This is a genomic window from Nonomuraea soli (assembly GCF_013761175.1).
GTDB classification, from domain to species: domain Bacteria; phylum Actinomycetota; class Actinomycetes; order Streptosporangiales; family Streptosporangiaceae; genus Nonomuraea; species Nonomuraea soli.
In genome coordinates, this window is sequence record NZ_JACDUR010000001.1 from 732,048 (window position 1) to 751,837 (window position 19,790).

Annotated in this window: 17 protein-coding genes; 6 read left to right on the plus strand and 11 right to left on the minus strand. The window is 71.1% G+C overall.

Annotation, left to right across the window (positions count from 1 at the left end; all coding sequences use genetic code 11):
• Window positions 1-221 precede the first annotated feature (221 nt).
• The 5 genes from HNR30_RS03535 to HNR30_RS03555 all read right to left on the minus strand — a co-directional run bounded on the left by HNR30_RS03535 (window position 222) and on the right by HNR30_RS03555 (window position 8,208).
• A complete protein-coding gene (locus tag HNR30_RS03535; protein ID WP_181608171.1) occupies window positions 222-1,991 on the minus strand; it encodes an NAD+ synthase in 1,770 nt (589 codons plus the stop codon).
• A gap of 13 nt (window positions 1,992-2,004) precedes the next feature.
• Window positions 2,005-3,696, minus strand: coding sequence for a histidine kinase (locus HNR30_RS49910; protein ID WP_181608172.1), 1,692 nt, complete (start codon window positions 3,694-3,696; stop codon window positions 2,005-2,007).
• Window positions 3,693-5,159 (minus strand): BTAD domain-containing putative transcriptional regulator, encoded by a 1,467-nt coding sequence (locus HNR30_RS03545; protein ID WP_246377125.1) that lies wholly within the window; start codon window positions 5,157-5,159, stop codon window positions 3,693-3,695. The genes HNR30_RS49910 and HNR30_RS03545 overlap by 4 nt, the downstream gene beginning before the upstream one ends.
• Window positions 5,134-6,948, minus strand: a complete 1,815-nt coding sequence (locus tag HNR30_RS03550) for a sensor histidine kinase (RefSeq protein ID WP_312894207.1) — start codon at window positions 6,946-6,948, stop codon at window positions 5,134-5,136. The genes HNR30_RS03545 and HNR30_RS03550 overlap by 26 nt, the downstream gene beginning before the upstream one ends.
• 66 nt (window positions 6,949-7,014) lie before the next feature.
• Window positions 7,015-8,208 (minus strand): MDR family MFS transporter, encoded by a 1,194-nt coding sequence (locus HNR30_RS03555; RefSeq protein ID WP_181608174.1) that lies wholly within the window; start codon window positions 8,206-8,208, stop codon window positions 7,015-7,017.
• 60 nt (window positions 8,209-8,268) lie between these two features.
• Between HNR30_RS03555 and HNR30_RS03560 the strand changes: the two genes are divergently transcribed.
• Complete coding sequence (locus tag HNR30_RS03560) at window positions 8,269-9,213, plus strand: ArsR/SmtB family transcription factor (protein ID WP_181608175.1); 945 nt, start codon at window positions 8,269-8,271, stop codon at window positions 9,211-9,213.
• On the opposite strand, the gene HNR30_RS03565 is transcribed toward HNR30_RS03560, so the two are convergent.
• Window positions 9,196-10,146, minus strand: coding sequence for a terpene synthase family protein (locus HNR30_RS03565; RefSeq protein ID WP_181608176.1), 951 nt, complete (start codon window positions 10,144-10,146; stop codon window positions 9,196-9,198). The genes HNR30_RS03560 and HNR30_RS03565 overlap by 18 nt on opposite strands.
• Window positions 10,147-10,282: 136 nt before the next feature.
• On the minus strand, window positions 10,283-10,828 hold the full coding sequence (locus tag HNR30_RS03570) for an EF-hand domain-containing protein (protein ID WP_181608177.1): 546 nt from the start codon (window positions 10,826-10,828) through the stop codon (window positions 10,283-10,285).
• Window positions 10,829-11,006: 178 nt separating this feature from the next.
• Here HNR30_RS03570 and glnA2 point away from each other — a divergent pair, with 178 nt between their 5' ends.
• Window positions 11,007-12,368 (plus strand): gamma-glutamylpolyamine synthetase GlnA2, encoded by a 1,362-nt coding sequence (gene glnA2, locus HNR30_RS03575; protein ID WP_181608178.1) that lies wholly within the window; start codon window positions 11,007-11,009, stop codon window positions 12,366-12,368.
• On the opposite strand, the gene HNR30_RS03580 is transcribed toward glnA2, so the two are convergent.
• Complete coding sequence (locus HNR30_RS03580; RefSeq protein ID WP_181608179.1) at window positions 12,328-12,957, minus strand: dihydrofolate reductase family protein; 630 nt, start codon at window positions 12,955-12,957, stop codon at window positions 12,328-12,330. The two genes, glnA2 and HNR30_RS03580, sit on opposite strands and share 41 nt — an antisense overlap.
• Before the next feature lie 30 nt (window positions 12,958-12,987).
• Window positions 12,988-13,857, minus strand: a complete 870-nt coding sequence (locus HNR30_RS03585; RefSeq protein ID WP_181608180.1) for an aldo/keto reductase — start codon at window positions 13,855-13,857, stop codon at window positions 12,988-12,990.
• Between the two features lie 62 nt (window positions 13,858-13,919).
• Here HNR30_RS03585 and HNR30_RS03590 point away from each other — a divergent pair, with 62 nt between their 5' ends.
• The 3 genes from HNR30_RS03590 (at window position 13,920) to HNR30_RS03600 (ending at window position 17,682) form a co-directional block, all read left to right on the plus strand.
• Window positions 13,920-14,264, plus strand: coding sequence for a MerR family transcriptional regulator (locus HNR30_RS03590; RefSeq protein ID WP_181608181.1), 345 nt, complete (start codon window positions 13,920-13,922; stop codon window positions 14,262-14,264).
• Window positions 14,265-14,350: 86 nt separating this feature from the next.
• Complete coding sequence (locus HNR30_RS03595) at window positions 14,351-16,774, plus strand: collagenase (protein WP_181608182.1); 2,424 nt, start codon at window positions 14,351-14,353, stop codon at window positions 16,772-16,774.
• A 194-nt stretch (window positions 16,775-16,968) separates the two neighbouring features.
• Window positions 16,969-17,682 (plus strand): PaaI family thioesterase, encoded by a 714-nt coding sequence (locus tag HNR30_RS03600; protein WP_181608183.1) that lies wholly within the window; start codon window positions 16,969-16,971, stop codon window positions 17,680-17,682.
• A 37-nt stretch (window positions 17,683-17,719) separates the two neighbouring features.
• On the opposite strand, the gene HNR30_RS03605 is transcribed toward HNR30_RS03600, so the two are convergent.
• A complete protein-coding gene (locus tag HNR30_RS03605; protein WP_246377127.1) occupies window positions 17,720-18,550 on the minus strand; it encodes an alpha/beta hydrolase in 831 nt (276 codons plus the stop codon).
• 21 nt (window positions 18,551-18,571) lie between these two features.
• On the opposite strand from HNR30_RS03605, the gene HNR30_RS03610 reads away from it, so the two are divergent.
• Complete coding sequence (locus HNR30_RS03610) at window positions 18,572-19,249, plus strand: type 1 glutamine amidotransferase (protein ID WP_181608185.1); 678 nt, start codon at window positions 18,572-18,574, stop codon at window positions 19,247-19,249.
• Here HNR30_RS03610 and HNR30_RS03615 read toward each other — a convergent pair.
• A complete protein-coding gene (locus tag HNR30_RS03615; RefSeq protein WP_181608186.1) occupies window positions 19,246-19,740 on the minus strand; it encodes an HXXEE domain-containing protein in 495 nt (164 codons plus the stop codon). The two genes, HNR30_RS03610 and HNR30_RS03615, sit on opposite strands and share 4 nt — an antisense overlap.
• Window positions 19,741-19,790 lie beyond the last annotated feature (50 nt).

Below are 19,790 nucleotides of genomic sequence, written 5' to 3' on the forward strand. Positions count from 1 at the left end.
GTGCAGCGTTTTGATCGCGGCAGCCATCGCCGCCACGTGCTCGGGTGTGATCTGCAGGGAGCGCAGTGGCACTCCCGGCAGGCGGGTCATCACCACCCGCGTCCCGTCGGACTCGATGGGCTCGGGTGCCAGGCCGGGGGCGTGTTCGGCCAGGTATGTCAGCGTGCGCCACTCACGCTCGGCGCCGCCCGGATCGTCAGGGAAGTCCTTGACGAAGGGCGTCACAGCGTCTCGCGCCACCGGTTGGTGATCGGCAGGCGGCGGTCGCGGCCGAAGTTCTTCGGCGTGATCTTCGGCCCCGGCGGATACTGCCGCCGCTTGTACTCGGCGATGTCGACGAGCCGGATCACCCGCGCCACCAGCGCCGGGTCGTGTCCGGCGGCGATCAGCTCGGCCGAGCCCATGTCCTTCTCGACGTAGTCGTCGAGCAGCCGGTCGAGGATCTCGTACGGCGGCAGCGAGTCGGTGTCACGCTGGTCGGGCCGCAGTTCGGCGCTGGGCTCCTTGGTGATGGAGTTGGCCGGGATGGGCTCGGCGGCGTCGAGCATGAACCAGTCGTAGGAGTTGCTGTTACGCCAGCGCGACAGCTCCCAGACCATGGTCTTGAGCACGTCCTTGATGGGCGCGTAGCCGCCCGCCGAGTCGCCGTAGAGCGTGGAGTAGCCGGTGGCGAGCTCGCTCTTGTTGCCGGTGGTGAGCACGAGGTGGCCGTGCTGGTTCGACAGCGACATCAGCAGCATGCCGCGCACGCGGGCCTGGAGGTTCTCGGCCGCGAGCCCGGAGATGGAGATCTCCTTCTCGAAGGCTTCGACGATGTCGCCGACCGGCACGATCTGCGAGGTGACGCCCTGGCGGCGCACGAGTTCCTCGGCGTCGGTGATGGAGTGGTCGGAGGAGTAGCGCGAGGGCATGAGGATCACGTTCACGCGCGAGGGCCCGATGGCGTCGGAGGCGATCGTGGCGGTCAGCGCGGAGTCGATGCCGCCCGACAGGCCCAGGATGACCGACTCGAAGCCGTTCTTGGCGACGTAGTCGCGCACGCCGAGGACCAGGGCGGCGTAGACCTCGCCGATGTCGTCCATGCGCGGGGCGATGGCGGGCGGGTCGGGCGTGTAGGCGGGGACCGGCTCGGACGTCAGCACGAAGCGGTCCACGGTGATCATGCTGCCGTCTCCTGCGTCGAACGGCGTCTGGCCCGGCTCCGCCGTACCTTCTGGCAGGTCGAGGTCGACGACGAGGAGTTCCTCCTGGAACTGCCCGGCGCGGGCGACGAGGTCGCCGGTGGCCGAGACCACGATGGAGTCGCCGTCGAAGACGAGCTCGTCCTGGCCGCCGACGGCGTTGCAGTAGACGAGCGCGCAGCCGGCCTCGCGGGCGCGCTCGGCGCACAGCTCCAGCCGCACGTCGTCCTTCTCGCGCTCGTACGGCGAGGCGTTGGGGACCACCAGTAGCCCGGCTCCGGCCTGGCCGACGACGGAGACGGGGCCGCCCTGCTGCCACAGGTCCTCGCAGACGGCGATGGCCACGTCGACGCCGTGGAGCCGGAAGATCGGCAGCCGGTCGCCGCGCACGAAGTAGCGGTATTCGTCGAAGACGCCGTAGTTGGGCAGGTGGTGCTTGGCGCTGCGGGTGACGACCCGGCCCTCGTGGAGCAGGGCGACGGCGTCGAGCGGCGCGCCCTTGGGCTGGCCGACGCGGGGTGCCAGGCCGGCCCGGTCGACGTAGCCGACGACCACGGGCAGCGAGCCCAGTCCGGCCTCGGCCAGTTCGGTGGCGGCCGATTCCAGCGCGGCGATGGAGGCCTCCACGAAGGAGGCGCGGAGCACGAGGTCCTCGACGGGGTAACCGGTGAGGAACATCTCGGTGAAGACCGCGAGGTGCGCGCCTTGTGAGGCGGCCCGACGGCTCCACTCGATCAGCTTGGCGGTGTTGGCGGCGAAGTCGCCGACCACCGGATTGGTCTGTGCCAGGGCAATGCGCAGCTGTCCCACATCAGGAACCCTATCACCTCTCGTCAGAGTGACGATAAGTAGGGTGCAGTCCGTGGACCAGCTCCCTCACCTCGCGCGCGACCTGGTCCATGCCCGCGTGCAGATCGGCCAGCAGCCGCTCGGTGTCGGCGGGCGCTCCGCGCAGGCCCGCCACGGCGACGTCGACCGTCCCGGCCATCCTGGCCAGCGCGGGAGCCAGGCCGTCGTGCAGGTCGCCGCGCAGCCGCCGTCGCTCCTCCTCGCGGGTGGCCAGGATGTGCTCGCGCGAATGCTGCAGGTCGGTGGAGACGCGCACGGCATGCGCCACGTCGGCCGCGTACGGCACGGCGGCGGCGATCAGGCGCTCCACGTAGTCGGCGGGGAAGTGGCGCGCCCCGGGCGGCCCGACGAGCAGCGTGCCCACGGGCTCGCCGTGCCAGACGAGCGGCACCTCCCGCGACCACGGTCCTTCGCGCCCCACCTCCACGCTGCGCCCGTCGCGCACGCGGATGGCCAGTCCTGCCGTGCCCAGCCCGTCCATCGTCACCTCGGCGACCGCCCCGAGCGCCCGCATCGGATCGGCCGCGCCCACCTCGGCGGCCAGGCGCCTGGCCAGGCGGCGCGGATCGCCGTGCGTGCCGTACATGGCCTGGTCGACCAGGCTCCGCAGCCGGAGGCGCAGGGGCTGGAAGAAGATGCCCGCGATCATCGCCGCCGCGAGCCCGGCGAGCGAGTCGTACTCCGAGACGAGCAGGCCGGCCAGCGCGGAGACGCCCAGGTAGACGGCGGCGACGGCGGCGAAGATCCCGCCGCCGACCACGGCCCGCCCGACCAGGACGTCGATGTCGAGCAGGCGGTGCTTGAGCACGGAGAAGGCGATGGACGTCGCCGTGAAGATCACTCCGAGCTGGGCGGGCAGCCAGAACGACGGCCCGGCCACGATCCCGGCGACGTAGAGCACGTAGCCCGCCGCGGGCCAGGCGATCTGCCGCCTGACCAGCGCGTCGCCCCGCCGGGCGCGCACCACGAAGGCGATCAGCGCCAGGACCAGCATGCCCTGCATGGAGGCCATGTAGAACAGGCGGATCGGCTCGCTGAGGCCGAACAGGTGGAAGGCGTGCGGGTTGGGGATCACCTCCGGCCAGGGATATCGCGACATGTCCGGCGGGTTCGGGCGCACCAGGTTGCGCACGATCTCGACCACCATCAGCGCGATCGCGAACGGCACGACCCACCGCCACCGCCGCGAGGGCAGCTTCCCGTCAGGCAGGTACAGCGGCAGCAGCCCGGCCAGCAGGACGCCGCCGATCACCCAGCCGATGTGCGCGGGCCAGCGCAGCGCCGCCGCGAGCTCCAGGTCGCCCGAGGCCGCCGCGGCCAGCATCGCCGTGGTCATGGAGACCTTCACCGCGCAGCCCAGCCCGCCCGCCACCGCCAGCCAGGCCAGCCGGTAGGTGGGCCGCTGAGCCAGGATGAAGGCGCCGATGGCGGGGAAGGCCAGCGCGGCGGCGAAGTCGGGGATGACGGGCGCGCCCTCGTTCGCCAGGGACGGCCGCCAGGCTTCCGGCAGCGCGTAGCCGTACGCCAGCCCCCAGACGGCCAGCACCGTCGACAGGCCCGTCAGCATCACGGCCGCCGTGGGCGCCGGCCCGCACCAGGTGATGTCGCGCAGCGCCCTGCCGTCGAGGAGCCGCAGGGCGAGGCCTCCGCGAGAACGTGTGGTCACGACGAGGGCTTCACCAGGCCCGACTCGTAGGCCAGCACGACCAGCTGGGCCCGCTCGATCAGCCCGAGCCGCCCCAGCAGCCCGGCGATCGCCGTGCCCACGTCGGGCTCGTCGAGGTGCAGCGTGGCGGCGATCTGCGCGTTGGTGAGCCCGCGCGCCACCAGCCTCACCAGGTCGAGCTCCTCGTCGCCGAATCCGGCCAGCGCCGGGGGAGCCGTCGGGTCGCTGCGCCCGGCGAAGGAGGCGATCAGCCGTGTCGTGACCGCCGGGTCGATCAGGGCGTCGCCCGCGGCGGCGGCGCGCATGGCGGCGATGAGCTGCTCGGGAGGCGAGGTCTTGAGGATGAACCCGCTGACCCCGGCCCGCAGCGCGGAGTACAGGTTGTCGTCGGTGCCGAACGTGGTCATCATGACGACCTTCGGCGGGTCCGGCTGCGACAGGATGCGCCGCGCGGCGGTGAGGCCGTCGACGTTGGGCATCTGGATGTCGAGCAGCACCAGGTCGGGCCGGTGCGCGCGGACCGCGGCGATGGCCTGCTCGCCGTCGGACGCCTCGCCGGCGAACTCCAGGCCGGGCTCCGACTCCAGCACCACCCGCATCCCGGTGCGGACCAGCGCCTGGTCGTCGGCGACGAGCACCCGCAGCCCCGCCCCCGCCGGGACGGCCGGGGCGGCGGGCGCGGGCGGCACGTCGAGCCGCTGGGCCAGCATGTCGCCTTCGAGCTGCTGCAGCGCGGCCGACAGGTCGAGGCCGAGCTCTTCGCGCCAGGAGTGGCGGGCGCGCCGCAACGCGCCGAGCGCGTCGCCCTGACGTCCCGTGCGATACAACGCCAGCGCCAGCAGCCGCCAGGCCTCCTCGCGCAGCGGGTGCGCCGAGGCGTGCGCCTCCAGGTCGGGGACCAGCGCCCCCGCCTTGCCCAGCTGGATGCCGGCGTCGGCGCGCCGCTCGACCGCCATCAGCCGCAGCTCCTCGAGCCTGGCCGCCTCGCTGGCCGCCCACGGCAGGTCGGCGAACTCCGCCAGAGCCGGGCCGCGCCACAACGAAAGCGCCTGCTCCATCGCCGCCCACACGGCTTCTGGACCGCCTGCCGTACGGACCACCAGGCTCTCCAGCCGCCAGGAGTCGACCTGGTCGGCGGGCACCCTGATGGCGTAGCCGGGCGGCGCCGACACCAGCACCGCGGCCTCCTCGCGCGGCGCGCGCTCGGGCTCCAGCGAGCGCCGCAGCCGCGACACGTAGCCCTGGATGGTCGACAGGGCCTGCGCGGGCGGGCTGCCCGGCCACAACTCGTCGATCAGCATGCTCACGGGTACGGCACGGCCACGCGCCACCAGCAGCCGCGCCAGCACCGCCATCTGGCGCAGCCCGCCCAGATCGAGCGTCTCGTCACGCAGGCGCACCTGGAAGGGGCCGAGCGTGTGGAAGCTCAGGAGCTTCTCAGAGTGGTAGGTCGGCGTGGACAACCGTTCCGCCCCCTTCTGCGGGCCGTACCGTGCAGGTGCCGCCGAGTTCGGCGGCACGCTCGCGCATGGAGCCTAGTCCCACGCCGGCCTGCGGCCGTAGGGGCAGCCCGCATCCGTCGTCGCTGACGCTCACCCGCAGCCGGTCGCGTTCGCGCACCAGGCACACCTCGATCGTGCGCGCTGCCGCGTGTTTGCGCGCGTTGGTGATGGCCTCCTGCAGGATGCGGTAGGCCGCGACCTCGACCGCGGCGGGCAGGCCCGCCAGCTCGCCCTCGGTGCGCACGGCAGCGTCCAGGAGCTGCTCGGCGGCTCCGGCCAGGCCGAGCTCGTCGAGGGCGGGCGGTCGCAGGCCGTACACCAGGGTCCTGATGTCGTCGCTGACCTCGGCCATGCCGGTGCGCAGACGGCCCAGCAGCTCCTCGGCGGTGTCGGGGGAGTCGCGCATGGTCATCCTGGCCAGGTTGATCGACATCGCCATGCCGGTCAGCGACTGGCCCAGGCCGTCGTGCAGGTCGCGGCGCAGGCGGCGGCGTTCCTCCTCGCGCGCGGTCAGGATGCGCTCGCGTGAGCGTTGCAGGGCCGTGGTCAGCCGTACGGCATGCGCCGCGTCGGCCAGGTACGGGGTGAGCGTGGCCAGCACCCGCTCGTCGTGCGCGGCCGGGAAGCGCCGCTTGCCGGGCGGCCCGATGAGGAGCGTTCCAACCGGCTCGCCGTGCCAGGTCAGCGGGATCTCCCTGACGGTGTGGGTCAGGTCGCCGCTGGTCGTGGTGCCGCCGTCCAGGCGTACGGCGGCTCCGGTCACGGCCAGGCCCTCGCGCAGCACCTCCAGCGTGGCGAGCAGGCCGTCGGCTGGCTCGGCCTGCTGCAGGCGGCGCTTGATCTCCTCGGCGAGCGCGGCCGGGTCGCCCGTGCTGCCGTACAGCATCCGGTCGACGCCGCGCTGCACGAGCTTGCGCATCGGCTGGAAGAACACTCCGGCCAGCAGCGCGGCGCCCAGGCCCGCGACCTGGTCGACGCCCGACAGCAGGACACTGGAGGCGGCGACGCCCGCGAAGTACACGCCGACGATCACGATGGCCAGGGCGATGCCGATCAGTGCCCGGCTGATCAGGGTGTCGATGCCGAACAGGCGGTAGCGCAGGATCGCCACCGCGATCGCCGCGGGGATGAGCGGGATGGTCAGCGTCGAGACCCACCACACCGGATCGCCGATGATCCACGGCACGATGACGAACGGCAGGGCGACCAGCAGCCAGAGGATCTGCCTGCGCTCGGCCTCGTCGGACTTGCGGAAGCGCAGCACCAGCGACAGGAACGCCACAGCCAGCACCAGGCGGTGGGCCTGGTCGAGCAGAGGGCGCCAGTCAGGCGTGCCGAACCAGTACACCGCCGACAGCACGGGCGCGGCGATGATCAGCCAGCGCCAGCGCGGCGACGGCAGCCTGCCGTTCGGGTAGAGCAGGGGCAGCAGCAGCCCGCACAGGAACATGAACAGCTGCCACGACAGGGCCACGACCGGCCAGCGTGCCGGGTGCGAGCCGGCCAGCCAGGCGGCGTTGGCCGACACGATGTTGACCGCCGCCGCCAGCCCGCCCAGGGACAGCAGCCACCCGATCACCAGGCGCGGGCGGTGGTGGACCAGGATCGCGCCGAAGATCGGGAAGGCGGTGCCCGCCATGTCCTCGGGCTGCATGGGCAGGGGGGTGTAGGGAGAGGGGGGCAGCTGGGCGGTGATCCAGACGTCGGTCAGTTCGAGCACGACGGCGAGCGTGGCGATGCCGATCGCCACGCTGCGAGCCCACTGTGTCCGTCCCATGATTGATGGGGAACTTAGCGGACATTTGCCAACAACCGATCAAAACTCGTTCAATGCGGCACGCTCGCGGATCGCCGGGCCCAGCGTGAGCAGGGCGGCGGCCGAGACCAGGCCCACCCCGGCCACGGTGAACCACAGCGCCATCGGGCTGATCTCCAGCAGCGCGCCGCCGAACAGCGGCGCCAGGACCGCGGCCAGCGCCCAGGCGAAACCGAACAGCCCCGAGTAGCTGCCCCGCAGGTGGGCGGGGGCCAGCGCGGCGACCACCGTGCCCGCGATGCCCGCGGTCGCGATCTCGCCGGCCGTCCACACCACGATCGTCAGCGCCAGGCCCATCGTCGAGGTGACGAACGCCGTCAGGCCGAAGCCGATCGACATCACCGCGATGCCCAGCGCCATCGTCCTGGCCCAGTCGAGCCGGGCGATCAGGTCGGAGACCAGAGGCTGGACCACCACGATGAGCACGCCGTTGAGCGCCATCGCCAAACCGAACTGCCCGGTCGTCAGCCCGGCCTCCGTCATCGCCACCGGGAGCATCGTGACCGTCTGCATGTAGACCAGCGCGTTGCCGAGCACCACCAGCGTGAAGACGACCATCAGCCGGTCCTTCAGCACGATCGCGAAGCCCGTGCCCCTGGCCGTGGACTCCGGCCTGGTCTCGGGGACGGCCCGCCACACCAGCACCGCGAAGACCAGGCTGGTCGCGGCGTTGATCCAGAACAGCCAGGTGAAGCCCATCTCGGCCAGGCGCCCCCCGGCCGTCATCCCCACCGCGTAGCCCAGGTTGATCGCCCAGAACAGCAGGCCGTACGCCCTGGGACGGTCGTGCGGCGAGATCAGGTCGGCCACCATCGCGTTCGACGCCGGCCGGTAGGCGTCGATCACCAGGCCCAGCAGGAACATCGCGGTCAGCAGGGCGGGCAACGTCGTGCTGTAGCCAAGAGCGATCATCGTCGCGGCGGTGGCGAGCATGCCCCCGGTCAACGTGGCGCGGCGGCCGATCCGGTCGGTCAGCACCCCGGCCACCAGCTGCGACAGCAGCGCGCCCGCGCCGTACACGCCCATCACCAGGCCCGCCGCCGCCACCGACATGCCGCGGCCCTGCGTCAGGTACACGCCGATGAAGGGGGAGACCACCGTGCCCAGGCGGTTGACCAGCGTGCCGCCCCACAACGCCCAGAAGGGTTTCGGCAGCCCGCCCACTTTTGCTTGCATGAAAGTCGTCGCACTCATGCTCGCATCATGCGGAAACGCCCGTCGCCGCTGCGATCGATTTAGCCTAGATTAAAAGGTATGGCCATCGAATGGGTGCTGACCGCGGAGGATGTGGCGCGCATCCGGTTCGCCTTCTCGCCCCTGTGGGAGCTCGTCGCCAGCGTGCGCACCCTCCAGGACCCGGCGCGCCAGTCCATCCACCTGCCGTGGATCAAGGCCGTGCGCAGCCGCCTGCCCGACCTGTCGGAGCTCGTCGAACTGGTGCCGCGCGAGGGGTACATCGCCGACTTCATCACCCCGCCGCCCAACACGCCCCTGCCGGACTTCCACGAGGAACTGGCCAGAGTACGGCGCACGCCACCCGAGCAGGCGCTCGACGAGATCGGGAAACTCTCCGGGCTGGAGCGCTTCAGGGCCGACCCCGCCGCGGGCGTGCAGCGCGTCGCCGACACCCTGGAGGCGTACTGGCAGGCCTGCTTCGCCGAATACTGGCCGCGCATCTACGCCCTGCTCGAACGCGACGTGCTGCGCCGCTCACGCCAGCTCGCCGAGGGCGGCGCCCAGGAACTCTTCGGCGCGCTCGACCCCGCCGTGGTGTGGACGGGGGAGCGGCTGCTCATCGACCGGCCCCACTGCAACCGCGAGGCCCTCGGCGGCGAAGGCGTGCTCCTGGTGCCCAGCGCCTTCTACTGGCCCGCCGTCGCCGTCATGTCGATGCCCTACCAGGCGACCGTCATCTACCCCGTGCAGGGCGTGGGCACCCTGTGGGAGCAGGGGCCACCGCCCGCCCCCGACGCGCTCGCCTCACTCATCGGGCGCAGCAGGGCCCAGATCCTCCTCGCGCTCGGCGAGCCGGCGACCACCTCCTCGCTGGCCCGCCGCGTCGAACTCACCCCCGGCGCCGTCAGCCAGCACCTGGCCGTCCTGACCGGCAGCGGGCTGACGGTCGGCATCCGCGACGGCAAGCGCGTGCTCTACCGCCGCACCTCCATGGGCAACGCCCTGTCAGGCGTACCTGGTTGATTCCAGCAGCCAGTCCAGGTGCGCGCGCGGAGCGGCCAGGAAGGCGCAGGCCACCTTGCTGACGTCGCGGGCGGTCTTCGGGTCGACGTCGCCCAGCGGCAGCGTCCTGGCCGCCACGTGCATGTCGTAACAGCGCTCGGCGATCCGGTCCAGCACCCAGGCGGTGGCCGCCTGCTCGTCGAGGCCGTACTCCCTGGTCGCCAGCACCACCAGGTTGTGCGGGTCGCCGTGCTCCTTCGGCTTGCTCGCCACGTCGTTGCACCACGCCGTCACGTCGCTGCACGCCTCGACCAGCTCCTGCCACGGCTCGCTGCTGTGCAGCCAGGCCGGGACCTCCACGCGCAGGCACGGCTCGACCAGGTCGAACAGGTACGGCCCGACCGTGCCCCTCCTGAGCGCCGGGTACTCCGTGAGCGTCGGGGTGCGGCCCGTCAGCCGGTTCTCCGCCTCCGTACGGCACGCGTCGTACTGGATCTTCAGGTGGCCGGCGAACCGCGAACGCCAGTGGTCGCTCATCCGCGAACTCGTCACCCGCCACAGATCCGCGAACGACGACTCCAGCGGATGCTCGGCCGAACCGTTGAGCAGACCGTGGAAGATGTCCAGCGGGCACGGGCCCTCGTCCAGCTCGTCGTCGAGATGGAACAGCCACGTCAGCCACTGCGCGAACAGCGCCGCCGCCGCCGCGTCGAACTCGGCGAACGCCCGGCCCGCCAGCCGATGGAAGCCCACACCGGGATCGGCGCGCAGGCCCGTACGGCGGGCCCAGTCGATGACGGCCGCCTCGATCGCGTACACCGACGGGTGCATCCGGCACGGCGCGGCCATCGCGGGGACCCGCTCCACCAGCGGCAACAGGTCCTGCGCCGCGATCCTTGCGGGGACGCGGCTGCGCGGGATGAGACTGGACAGGGATTTCAGGACCGACCTCACAGCGACCTCGACTCTTCCACGCTGACCTTCACCGGGGTCCGCGCAGGACCCCGCACAGGACCCCGCACGCAGGCCCTCACAGGGACCCGTGCGAAACCCCTCACCGGGCCCCCGCGAGGGACCCTCACAGGGACCCTCACAGGGGCCCGAAAAGCCAGTTGCCCGGGGCGTGGGGATCGTCGCCCGTGTAGTACTCCCTGACCGCCAGCACCAGCTCGGAGACCGTCAGAATGCCGTCATGATCACGGTCGAGCCGGTCGAACGCCTCGCCGACGTCGTCGTAGGCGGTGCCGAACGCGCCCAGCATCAGGCGGAACTCGCGCATGCCGATCGTGCCGTCGCGGTTCTGGTCGCACAGCTCCGCCACCGCCTCGACAGCCGGGCGGAACACCGCGTCGTAGCCGGACCCTTCGACGAAGGCGGCCGTCATGCCCTTGCGGAAATCCTCGGGCGACAGCCGGGCGTCGTTGTCACGCTCCAGCGACCGCGTCAGGGCCGTCCAGATCCCGTCGAACCCGTCGACGAGCCTGCGCCCGATCAGCGAGGTGGGAGACTCGCCGAAACCCACGAGGAGCCGGGCGCCCAGGCCCAGCACATCCTCGCGATCGATCTCGCCCGTGCCGCTCACGTCGAGATGACCAAACGCACGATCGAGCTTGTGATCGCGCAGGTCAATAGGCATTTTGCCTCCCCCGAGACTCTGCTTGGATCACATTAGGGGCAGTGGGTGAGGTTTGTCAGCGAGGCGCGTCGTCAGCGGCTTCGCCGGGTCTTTCACAGAACCCCCTCGTAACGTGTGCGAAACACGGACACGGCATGCTGGTATGGAGACACCGCCGTCTATTTCGCAAGGGGAATCCGTGGACCGTCAGCAGGAGTTCGTGCTGCGCACGCTGGAAGAGCGTGACATCCGGTTCATCCGGCTGTGGTTCACCGACGTGCTCGGCTTCCTCAAGTCCGTCGCCATCGCCCCCGCCGAACTGGAAGGCGCCTTCGCCGAGGGCATCGGCTTCGACGGCTCGGCCATCGAGGGCTTCGCCCGCGTCTACGAGTCCGACATGCTGGCCAAGCCCGACCCGGCCACCTTCCAGATCCTGCCCTGGCGCAGCGAGATCCCCGGCGCGGCCCGCATCTTCTGCGACATCCTCATGCCCGACGGCTCGCCCTCGCACGCCGACCCCCGCTGGGTCCTGAAGCGCGCCCTGGCCAAGGCCGCCGACATGGGCTTCACCTTCTACACCCACCCCGAGATCGAGTTCTTCCTGCTCAAGCAGCGGCCCGCGCCCGGCGTCAAGCCCGAGCCGATCGACGCCGGCGGCTACTTCGACCACACCCCGCACAGCGCCGGCCACGACTTCCGCCGCCAGGCGATCATGATGCTCGAGTCGATGGGCATCTCCGTCGAGTTCAGCCACCACGAGGGCGCCCCCGGCCAGCAGGAGATCGACCTGCGCTACGCCGACGCCCTCACCACCGCCGACAACATCATGACCTTCCGCCTGGTCATGAAGGAGGTCGCGCTCGAGCAGGGCATCTGGGCCTCCTTCATGCCCAAGCCCTTCACCGAGCACCCCGGCTCCGGCATGCACACCCACATGTCGCTCTTCGAGGGCGACCGCAACGCCTTCCACGAGCCCGGCGCCGACTACCAGCTCTCCAAGATCGGCCGCTCCTTCATCGCGGGACTTCTCAAGCACGCCGCCGAGATCACCGCGATCACCAACCAGTGGGTCAACTCCTACAAGCGCCTGTGGGGCGGCGCCGAAGCCATCGCGGGCATGGGCGGCGAGGCGCCCTCGTACGTCTGCTGGGGGCACAACAACCGCTCGGCCCTCGTGCGGGTGCCGATGTACAAGCCCCACAAGGGCGGCTCGACGCGCATCGAGTTCCGCTCGCTCGACTCGGCGTGCAACCCCTACCTCGCCTTCGCCGTCATCCTCGCGGCTGGGCTCAAGGGCATCGAGGAGGGCTACGAGATGCCCGCCGCGGCCGAGGACAACGTGTGGGCCCTGACCAGCTCGGAGCGCCGCGCGCTCGGCATCAGGCCGCTGCCGCAGTCGCTCGACGAGGCGATCGGCATCATGGAGCAGAGCGAACTGGTGGCGGAGACGCTGGGGGAGCACGTGTTCGACTTCTTCCTGCGCAACAAGCGCAGCGAGTGGTCGGAGTACCGGCGCCAGGTCACGGAGTACGAGCTGGGGCGCTACCTGCCCGTCCTGTAGCTCCCACCCGATAGATCAAATGCAGCACCCGGTCCCCCTCCACCACCGCCCGGGGGTTCCCCAGCATCGTCAGCGGCCCCCCGAACCCGCCGAAGAACCGCTTGCCCGTCCCCAGTAGCACCGGCACGACGTTGAGGTTGATCTCGTCCACCACTCCCGCCTCGAACGCCTGCCCGCCCACCTCTCCCGCGGTGACCGACACCACCCCGTCCCCCGCGTACGCGCGCGCCTGGGCGATCGCAGCCGTGACCCCGTCGGTGACGAACGTGAACGGCGCGTCGGGGAAGGGCCAGTCGCCGGGCGCCTCGTGGGTGACGACGAAGACGTGTTCCCCGGCGGCCGGGACGCCGTTCCAGCCGTTGGTGAAGTCGAACAGGGTGCGCCCGATCACGCAGGCGCGCACGTCCGCGGTGCTGGACCGGATGAACTGCGCGCTCTGCGGGGTGACGTGGAAGACCCTGTCCGGGTCGCCCATGGTGATGGGCACCTCGCCGTTGCCGTACCAGTCGAAGAGCGGGTCGACGGTGTTGTCGTGGTGGGCGATGAAACCGTCGAGGGATACCGTCGCGCTGACGATCACTGTGGCCATGTCCGTACAGACCGGCGCCGGCGGGAGAACTCATCGAATCCTCGCGAACTGCTCCGCGCTGAGCCTCACCTCCAGCGCCGCCACGTTCTCCTCCAGGTGCCCGATCGACGTGGTCCCCGGAATGGGGATGATCGTAGGCGACCGGTGCAGCAACCACGCGAGGGCCATCTGTGCCGGGCTGGCGCCCAGGTCGGCGGCGATCTCGGCGACGGGTGACCCCGCCCCGGCGTGGCCTCCCATGGCGATGGGGAAGAACGGCAGGAACGCGATCCCTTCTCGCGCCGCGTGGTCCACAACGTCGTCGTGGCCGCGTGCGGCGAGGTTGTACAGGTTCTGCACGGCCGCGATCGGTGTGATGGCGGCGGCGGCCGTCAGCTCGGCGACCGTGACCTCGGACAGCCCGATGTGCCGCACCTTGCCCTCCTCGCGCAGCCGGTGCAGGGCACCGATCTGGTCGGCGAGCGGCACCGTGGGGTCGATGCGGTGCAGCTGCAGCAGGTCGATGCGTTCGACGCGCAGGCGCCGCAGGCTGAGTTCGGTCTGCTGGCGCAGGTATTCGGGGCGGCCGAGGGGCACCCATTCGGCCGGGCTGGGCCGTACGACGCCGACCTTGGTGGCGACGGCGACGCCGGGGAAGGGGTGCAGGGCTTCGGCGACGAGTTCCTCGTTGCCGCCGAGGGCGTAGGAGTCCGCGGTGTCGATGAGGGTGACGCCGAGTTCGACGGCGCGGCGCAGGAGGGTGATGGCGGAGGCGCGGTCGGCGGGGGTGCGCCAGATGTGGGCCTGGTCGGCGGGGCGGGTCCTGGGGTCGTCGCTGAGGCGCATGGTGCCGTAGCCGATGCGGTTCACGCGCAGGTCGCCGCCGAGGAGGAAGGTCTGGTCGATCTCGTGAGTTGTCATGGCTGAGAAGCTAGGACTTCTCACTGATGTGAGATTCAAGTCGATGTGAGGAGCGTCACACCGTGAAGATCGGGGAGCTGTCTCGGCACACCGGGGTGAGCGCGCGCCTGCTGCGCTACTACGAGGAGCAGGGGCTGCTCGCGTCTGTCAGGACCGAGGGCGGCCATCGGCATTACGGCGCCGACGCGCCGGAAACGGTGGCGCACATCCGGGCGCTGCTCGACGCGCGGGTTCCGACGAGGACGATCCGCGAGCTCCTGCCGTGCGTGGAGGGCGAGGGGCCGTCCGGGCCACGCATCAACGCGTGCGTCTCCGGCCTGCTGCGGGATCATCTGGAGGCGATGGAGCGGCAGATCGCCGAGCTCCAGCAGTCGCGGACGGCTCTGACCGGCATTCTGACCGCCTGACAGCTCGCGGAAAATTGGGCCTTGCCTCCCGGTGAAGCTATGTGAAATTTTACACATCACATTCCATAGCCCCCCGGGAGTGTTCCATGCGAATCGTGTTAGCCACCCTCCTCACCCTGGCCGGCTTAGCCGTACCGGCCCAAGCGGCGACAGCCGCGGCCCAGGAACCCCCGCCCAGGCCCGCCGCCACCGCGCACGACCACGACCACGACCACGAGCAGCTCAAGCCCGAGGACCGCCCGCCGCTGTCCGCCGACAGCAAGCAGGAGCTGCGCCGAGAGTACGACGACGCGAACAGCGCCCGCCCCCAGGCCCGCTCGCTGGCGGCCGCAGCCTGCGACGTCGCGAACTTCACCGGCAACACCGGCTCCGCCCTCGTCGCGGCGATCAAGGCCGCCGACACCACCTGCGTGAACACGCTGTTCTCGCTCACCGGCACCCAGGCCAGCCAGGCTTTCAGGGAATCGCAGATGGCCACCGTGGCCTGGGCCCTGCGCGACAACGGCCAGTCCTACCCGGGTGACAACAGCACCCAGACCCTCCAGCTGGTGATGTACCTGCGCGCCGGCTACTTCGTGCAGTGGTACCACCCGTCGGACGTCGGCTCCTACGGCCAGACGCTCAAGACCGCCATCCAGGCCGGTCTGGACGCCTTTCACAACAGCTCGGGCGCGGCACGCGTCACCGAGGCCAACGGCGAGGTCCTCGGCGAGGCCGTCACCCTGATCGACAGCGCCCAGGAGAACGCCCGCTACCTCGGCGTCGTCAAGCGCCTCCTCACCGGCTACACCAGCAGCTACGGCTGGTACATGCGCAACGCCGTCAACAACGTCTTCACCGTGCTGTTCCGCGGCCACCAGACGACCGGCTTCGTCGCCGCCGTCCAGAGCGACACCGCGGTGCTCACCACGCTGCGCGACTTCGCCGTGCGCCACCTGAACCTGCTCGGCACCGACAGCAGCTTCCTGCCCTCGAACGCCGGCCGCGAGCTGGCCCGCTTCGTCCAGCACTCCGCCCTGCGCTCGACGGTCCGCCCGATGCTGACCGACCTGCTGCAGCGCACCCAGATCACCGGGCCGACCGCGCCGCTGTGGGTCGGCGTCGCCGAGATGGCCGCCTACTACGACGACTGCGCCTACTACGGCCTGTGCGACCTGGCGACCCGCCTGACCGCCGCCGCGCTGCCCATCACCCATACCTGCGGCGCCACCCTGAAGATCCGCGCCCAGCAGATGAGCTCCGCCGAGCTGGCCGCCACCTGCTCCAGCCTCGCCGGGCAGGACTCCTACTTCCACGGCATCGCCCGCGACAGCGGCCCGGTCAGCGGCGACAACAACGCGGCGCTGGAGGTCAACGTCTTCGACTCCAGCACCGACTACCAGACCTACGCCGGGGCGATCTTCGGCATCGACACCAACAACGGCGGCATGTACCTGGAGGGCGACCCCAGTGCGGCCGGCAACCAGGCCCGCTTCATCGCCTACGAGGCCGAGTGGGTGCGCCCCGACTTCCAGATCTGGAACCTCAACCACGAGTACACCCACTACCTCGACGGCCGCTTCAACATGTACGGCGACTTCGGCGCCGGGGTGAGCACGCCGACCATCTGGTGGATCGAGGGTTTCGCGGAGTACGTCTCGTACGGCTACCGCAACGTCGTCTACGACGCCGCCCTCACCGAGGCGGCCAAGAAGACCTACGCCCTGTCGACGCTCTTCGACACCACCTACGACCACGACACCACCCGCATCTACCGCTGGGGCTACCTGGCCAGCCGCTACATGATCGAGAAGCGGCGCAGCGACATGGACACCGTGCTCGGCCACTACCGCTCCGGCAACTGGAACGCCGCCCGCACCCTGCTCAAGTCGCGCAACTACGACGCCGACTTCGCCGCCTGGCTGGGCACGCTCGGCGGTGGCGGCGGCACCAACCAGGCGCCCGTCGCGAGCTTCACCTCGGCGGTCAACGGCCTCACCGTGAGCCTCGCCGACACCTCGACCGACTCCGACGGCACCATCGCCGCGCGCCTGTGGGACTTCGGCGACGGCACCACCGCGACCACCGCCGGCCCGTCCAAGACGTACGGCACCGCGGGCACCTACACGGTCAGGCTCACCGTCACCGATGACGACGGCGCGAGCGCGACGACGACCAGGAGCGTCACCGTGACCAGCACGCCCGAGTGCCCGGGCTCCGACACGCGCGCCCTGGGCAAGAACTGCAAGCGCGGCAACGTCGCCCACTCCCAGGGCAACTACGCCTACTTCTACATCCTGATCCCGTCGGGCGTCCCGAGCCTGACCGTCACCGTCTCCGGCGGCACCGGCGACGCCGACCTGTACTACAACGCCGCCTCCTGGGCGACGACCGGCTCCTACACCCAGCGCGCCACGGGCGCGGGCAACAACCACACCCTGACGATCACCAACCCGGCGGCCGGATACCGCTACATCAGCCTGTACGGCACGGCGGCCTTCTCCGGGGTCACCGTGACGACGTCCTACTAGAAGGAAGCTCTCCGGGCCGCCGTGTGTCACAAATCACGCGGCGGCCCGGAAGTCTCGTGTGCACAGTGGCGTTACCCAGGCATAACGACCCCGCAATCACCCCCTGTTTGGCTGGACGAACCAGGGATCCGGTAAAATCGGTCCGCTCAAAACCGATATTTCCGGACTTGACCCCTTTTCAGGAGTGGTGTGGCATGACGACGGCTGCCCTTCAGACCTCGCTCACGGTGCCCGAACGGTTCCGCGGCCCTGCCGGGATCGCCAACGGCGGCTGGATCGCGGGAACGGTGGCCGACGCGCATCTGGGCGAGCACTCCACCGTCGAGGTCACCCTCCACGCGCCCACCCCGCTGGAGACCTCCCTGTGCCTGTCGCAGGTCGCCAACACCGCCTCGCTCTCGCACGGTGAGAAGCTGCTGGTGGAGGCCATCCCGGTGGCCGAGGACCTGGAGGCCCCGGCGTTCGTGCCGCTCATCGACGCCGCCCGCGCCGAGGCGGGCTTCGCCGGGCTGCAGGGTCACGCCTTCCCCGAGTGCTTCGTCTGCGGCCTGCGCGAGCCGGGCGACGGCCTGCGCATCTTCCCCGGTTCCGCGGAGGGCGCGGACGTGGTCGCGGCCTCGTGGCGGGTCCCGCACTCCGTCGTCGAGAACGGCGTCGTGCCCAACTCGATCATCGGCGCGGTGCTCGACTGCGTCACCGGCTGGGCGCACTTCGCGCCGGGCGAGTCGGCGCTGCTGGGCCGCCTGACCCTGCAGGTGCACCGTCCGGTCAGCCCGGGCGGCAGCTACTCGGTCGTCGGCAAGGCCACCGGCCGCGAGGGGCGCAAGCTCTTCGGGCAGAGCGCCATCTACGAGGTCGACGGGTCCCTGGTGGCCACCGCCAAGGCCGTTTGGATCGTTCCCCGCTAGTTTCCTCGAAGGACGGCCCTTGTACGGGGGCCGTCCTTCATGCTGTCAGGCGGTCGGCCACCAGCGCGGCGCAGCGGGGGTCGAGCAGGATCGTGTAGTGGTTGCAGTCGTCCACCATCTCGTCACGCACCCGCGAGGACCACGGCGCGACGAGCACGTCGGGCACGAAGGGCTCCGGCTGGTCCAGCAGCCCCCGGGGAGCCCGCAGCAGCGTGATCGGCGCGGAGACGCGCTCCAGCGCCCCGGCGATCGCCTCGCCCCGGGTGCGCAGCCAGCGGCCGTCCTGCCGTACCGCCTCCTCGACCGCGCGCGAGCGCAGGGCGCCCTCGGGGCCGACCAGGTCGTAGGTCACGTAGTCCTCGGCGTCCTGGTTCCATCCGCCCGCGAACGCGGGATGCCGCTTGAAGAAGTCGACGTAGGCGGCCTCGTCGGCGAAGGTCAGCCCCAGGCGGGCGACGGCCGGGCCCAGGGTCTGCTCCATCACCGCGTCGACGTCGGCCTCCGGCGGCAGCGGCGGCAGCGGCAGCCCGCCGTCGACCAGGACGACCTTGCCGAACCGGCGCTCCGCCGCCGCCAGCACGGCGACGAAGGCGCCCATCGAGTGCCCGGTCAGCACCTCGGGGCGGTAGCGCTCCGCGACGGCCAGCACGTCCTGCGCGTGCCGCGGCAAGCCGTACGGCCCGGGCAGGTCGCGGCTGTGCCCCCGCCCGCGCAGGTCCATCGCGACCAGCGACCAGTCGTCCGGCAACCTCCTGGCCACCGCCTGCCAGGCCATGAGCGAGGCGGTGATGCCGTGGACGGCGACGATCGTGCGCTCGCCCGTCCCGAACCTGGCCACACGCAGGCCGTTCACCGAATCGATGTCCATGCGCATACCCTATGAGCCACTATGCGCATCACCGTCATCGAGCACGAGGCCGACGCGGGCCTCGGCTATCTGGAGTCCTGGCTCGGCATCCCCTGCGACGTGGTCCGTCCCTACCTGGGCGAACCCGTGCCGGAGCGGGCCGCGGACGGCCTGATCGTGCTCGGCGGCGAGGCCTCCGCCTGGGACGACGCCGGTTACCCGTGGTTGCCCGCCACCCGTGACCTGCTGCGCCGTGCCGTGGAGGACGGCGTTCCCACCTTCGGCATCTGCCTCGGCGCGCAGCTCGTGACCCTCGCCCTCGGCGGGACCGTCGAGCGCGGCGCGGCGGGTCTGGAGGTCGGCGCCTGCCCGGTCACCGCCCTGCCCGCCGCCGACGCCGACCGGCTCCTGGCCGGCCTGGGCACCGCCGTCGCCGTGCAGTACCACCAGGACGCCATGACCCGCCTGCCCGAGGGCGCGGTGCTGCTCATGACCGGCGCGCAGTATCCCCACCAGGCCTACCGGATCGGCTCGTCGGCGTGGGCGGTGCAGTTCCACCCCGAGGCGACCCCCGAGATCTTCTCCTCGTGGACCGCGGCCGGCGGGAAGCAGGAGCTCGACGCGGCCGTCAAGGCCGCCGAACCCGCCCTCGTCGCGGCCTGGCAGCCTGTCGCCACCCGCTTCGCCGCCGTCGTCCGCGAGCGGGCGGCTGAGGCCTAGAACCAGCGGTCGGCGGGCGGCGTGCTGAGCAGCTTGGCGATGCCGTGCACGCCGCCGACCGCGACCAGGAACAGCGCCACGCCCGACAGCGCCGACCGGCCGCCCGACACCTGCACGCCCTCGGCCCTGAGCCTGCGCCAGGCCCAGACGGAGTACGGCAGGACCACGGTCGCCGCGGTGAGCAATCCGGGCGTGTACCCCCGTGTGAGCAGCCCCTGCGCCAGGTGGATCACCCCGTGCAGTCCGAACCCCGCCAGCGCCGTCTGGAAGAGCCGGCTGCGCGGCCCCGCGGCGCACGCGGCCGTCATGACCAGCCCCATCAGCCCGATCGCGATCGTCACATGGCGCTGCGAGACCCGCAGCAGATCCCATCGGATCCACGGGTACATGCGCTCCAGCCGCGGCCGTTCGCGTTCGACCCATCCGGCCATCGTCGCCAGTTCCTCGGCGTCGTGGACGGCCCAGGCGACCAGCAGACCCCACGGTGACATGAGATCCTCCTTCCAGGAGAGTGCAACGCAACGTTGCGTTGTATTATTGA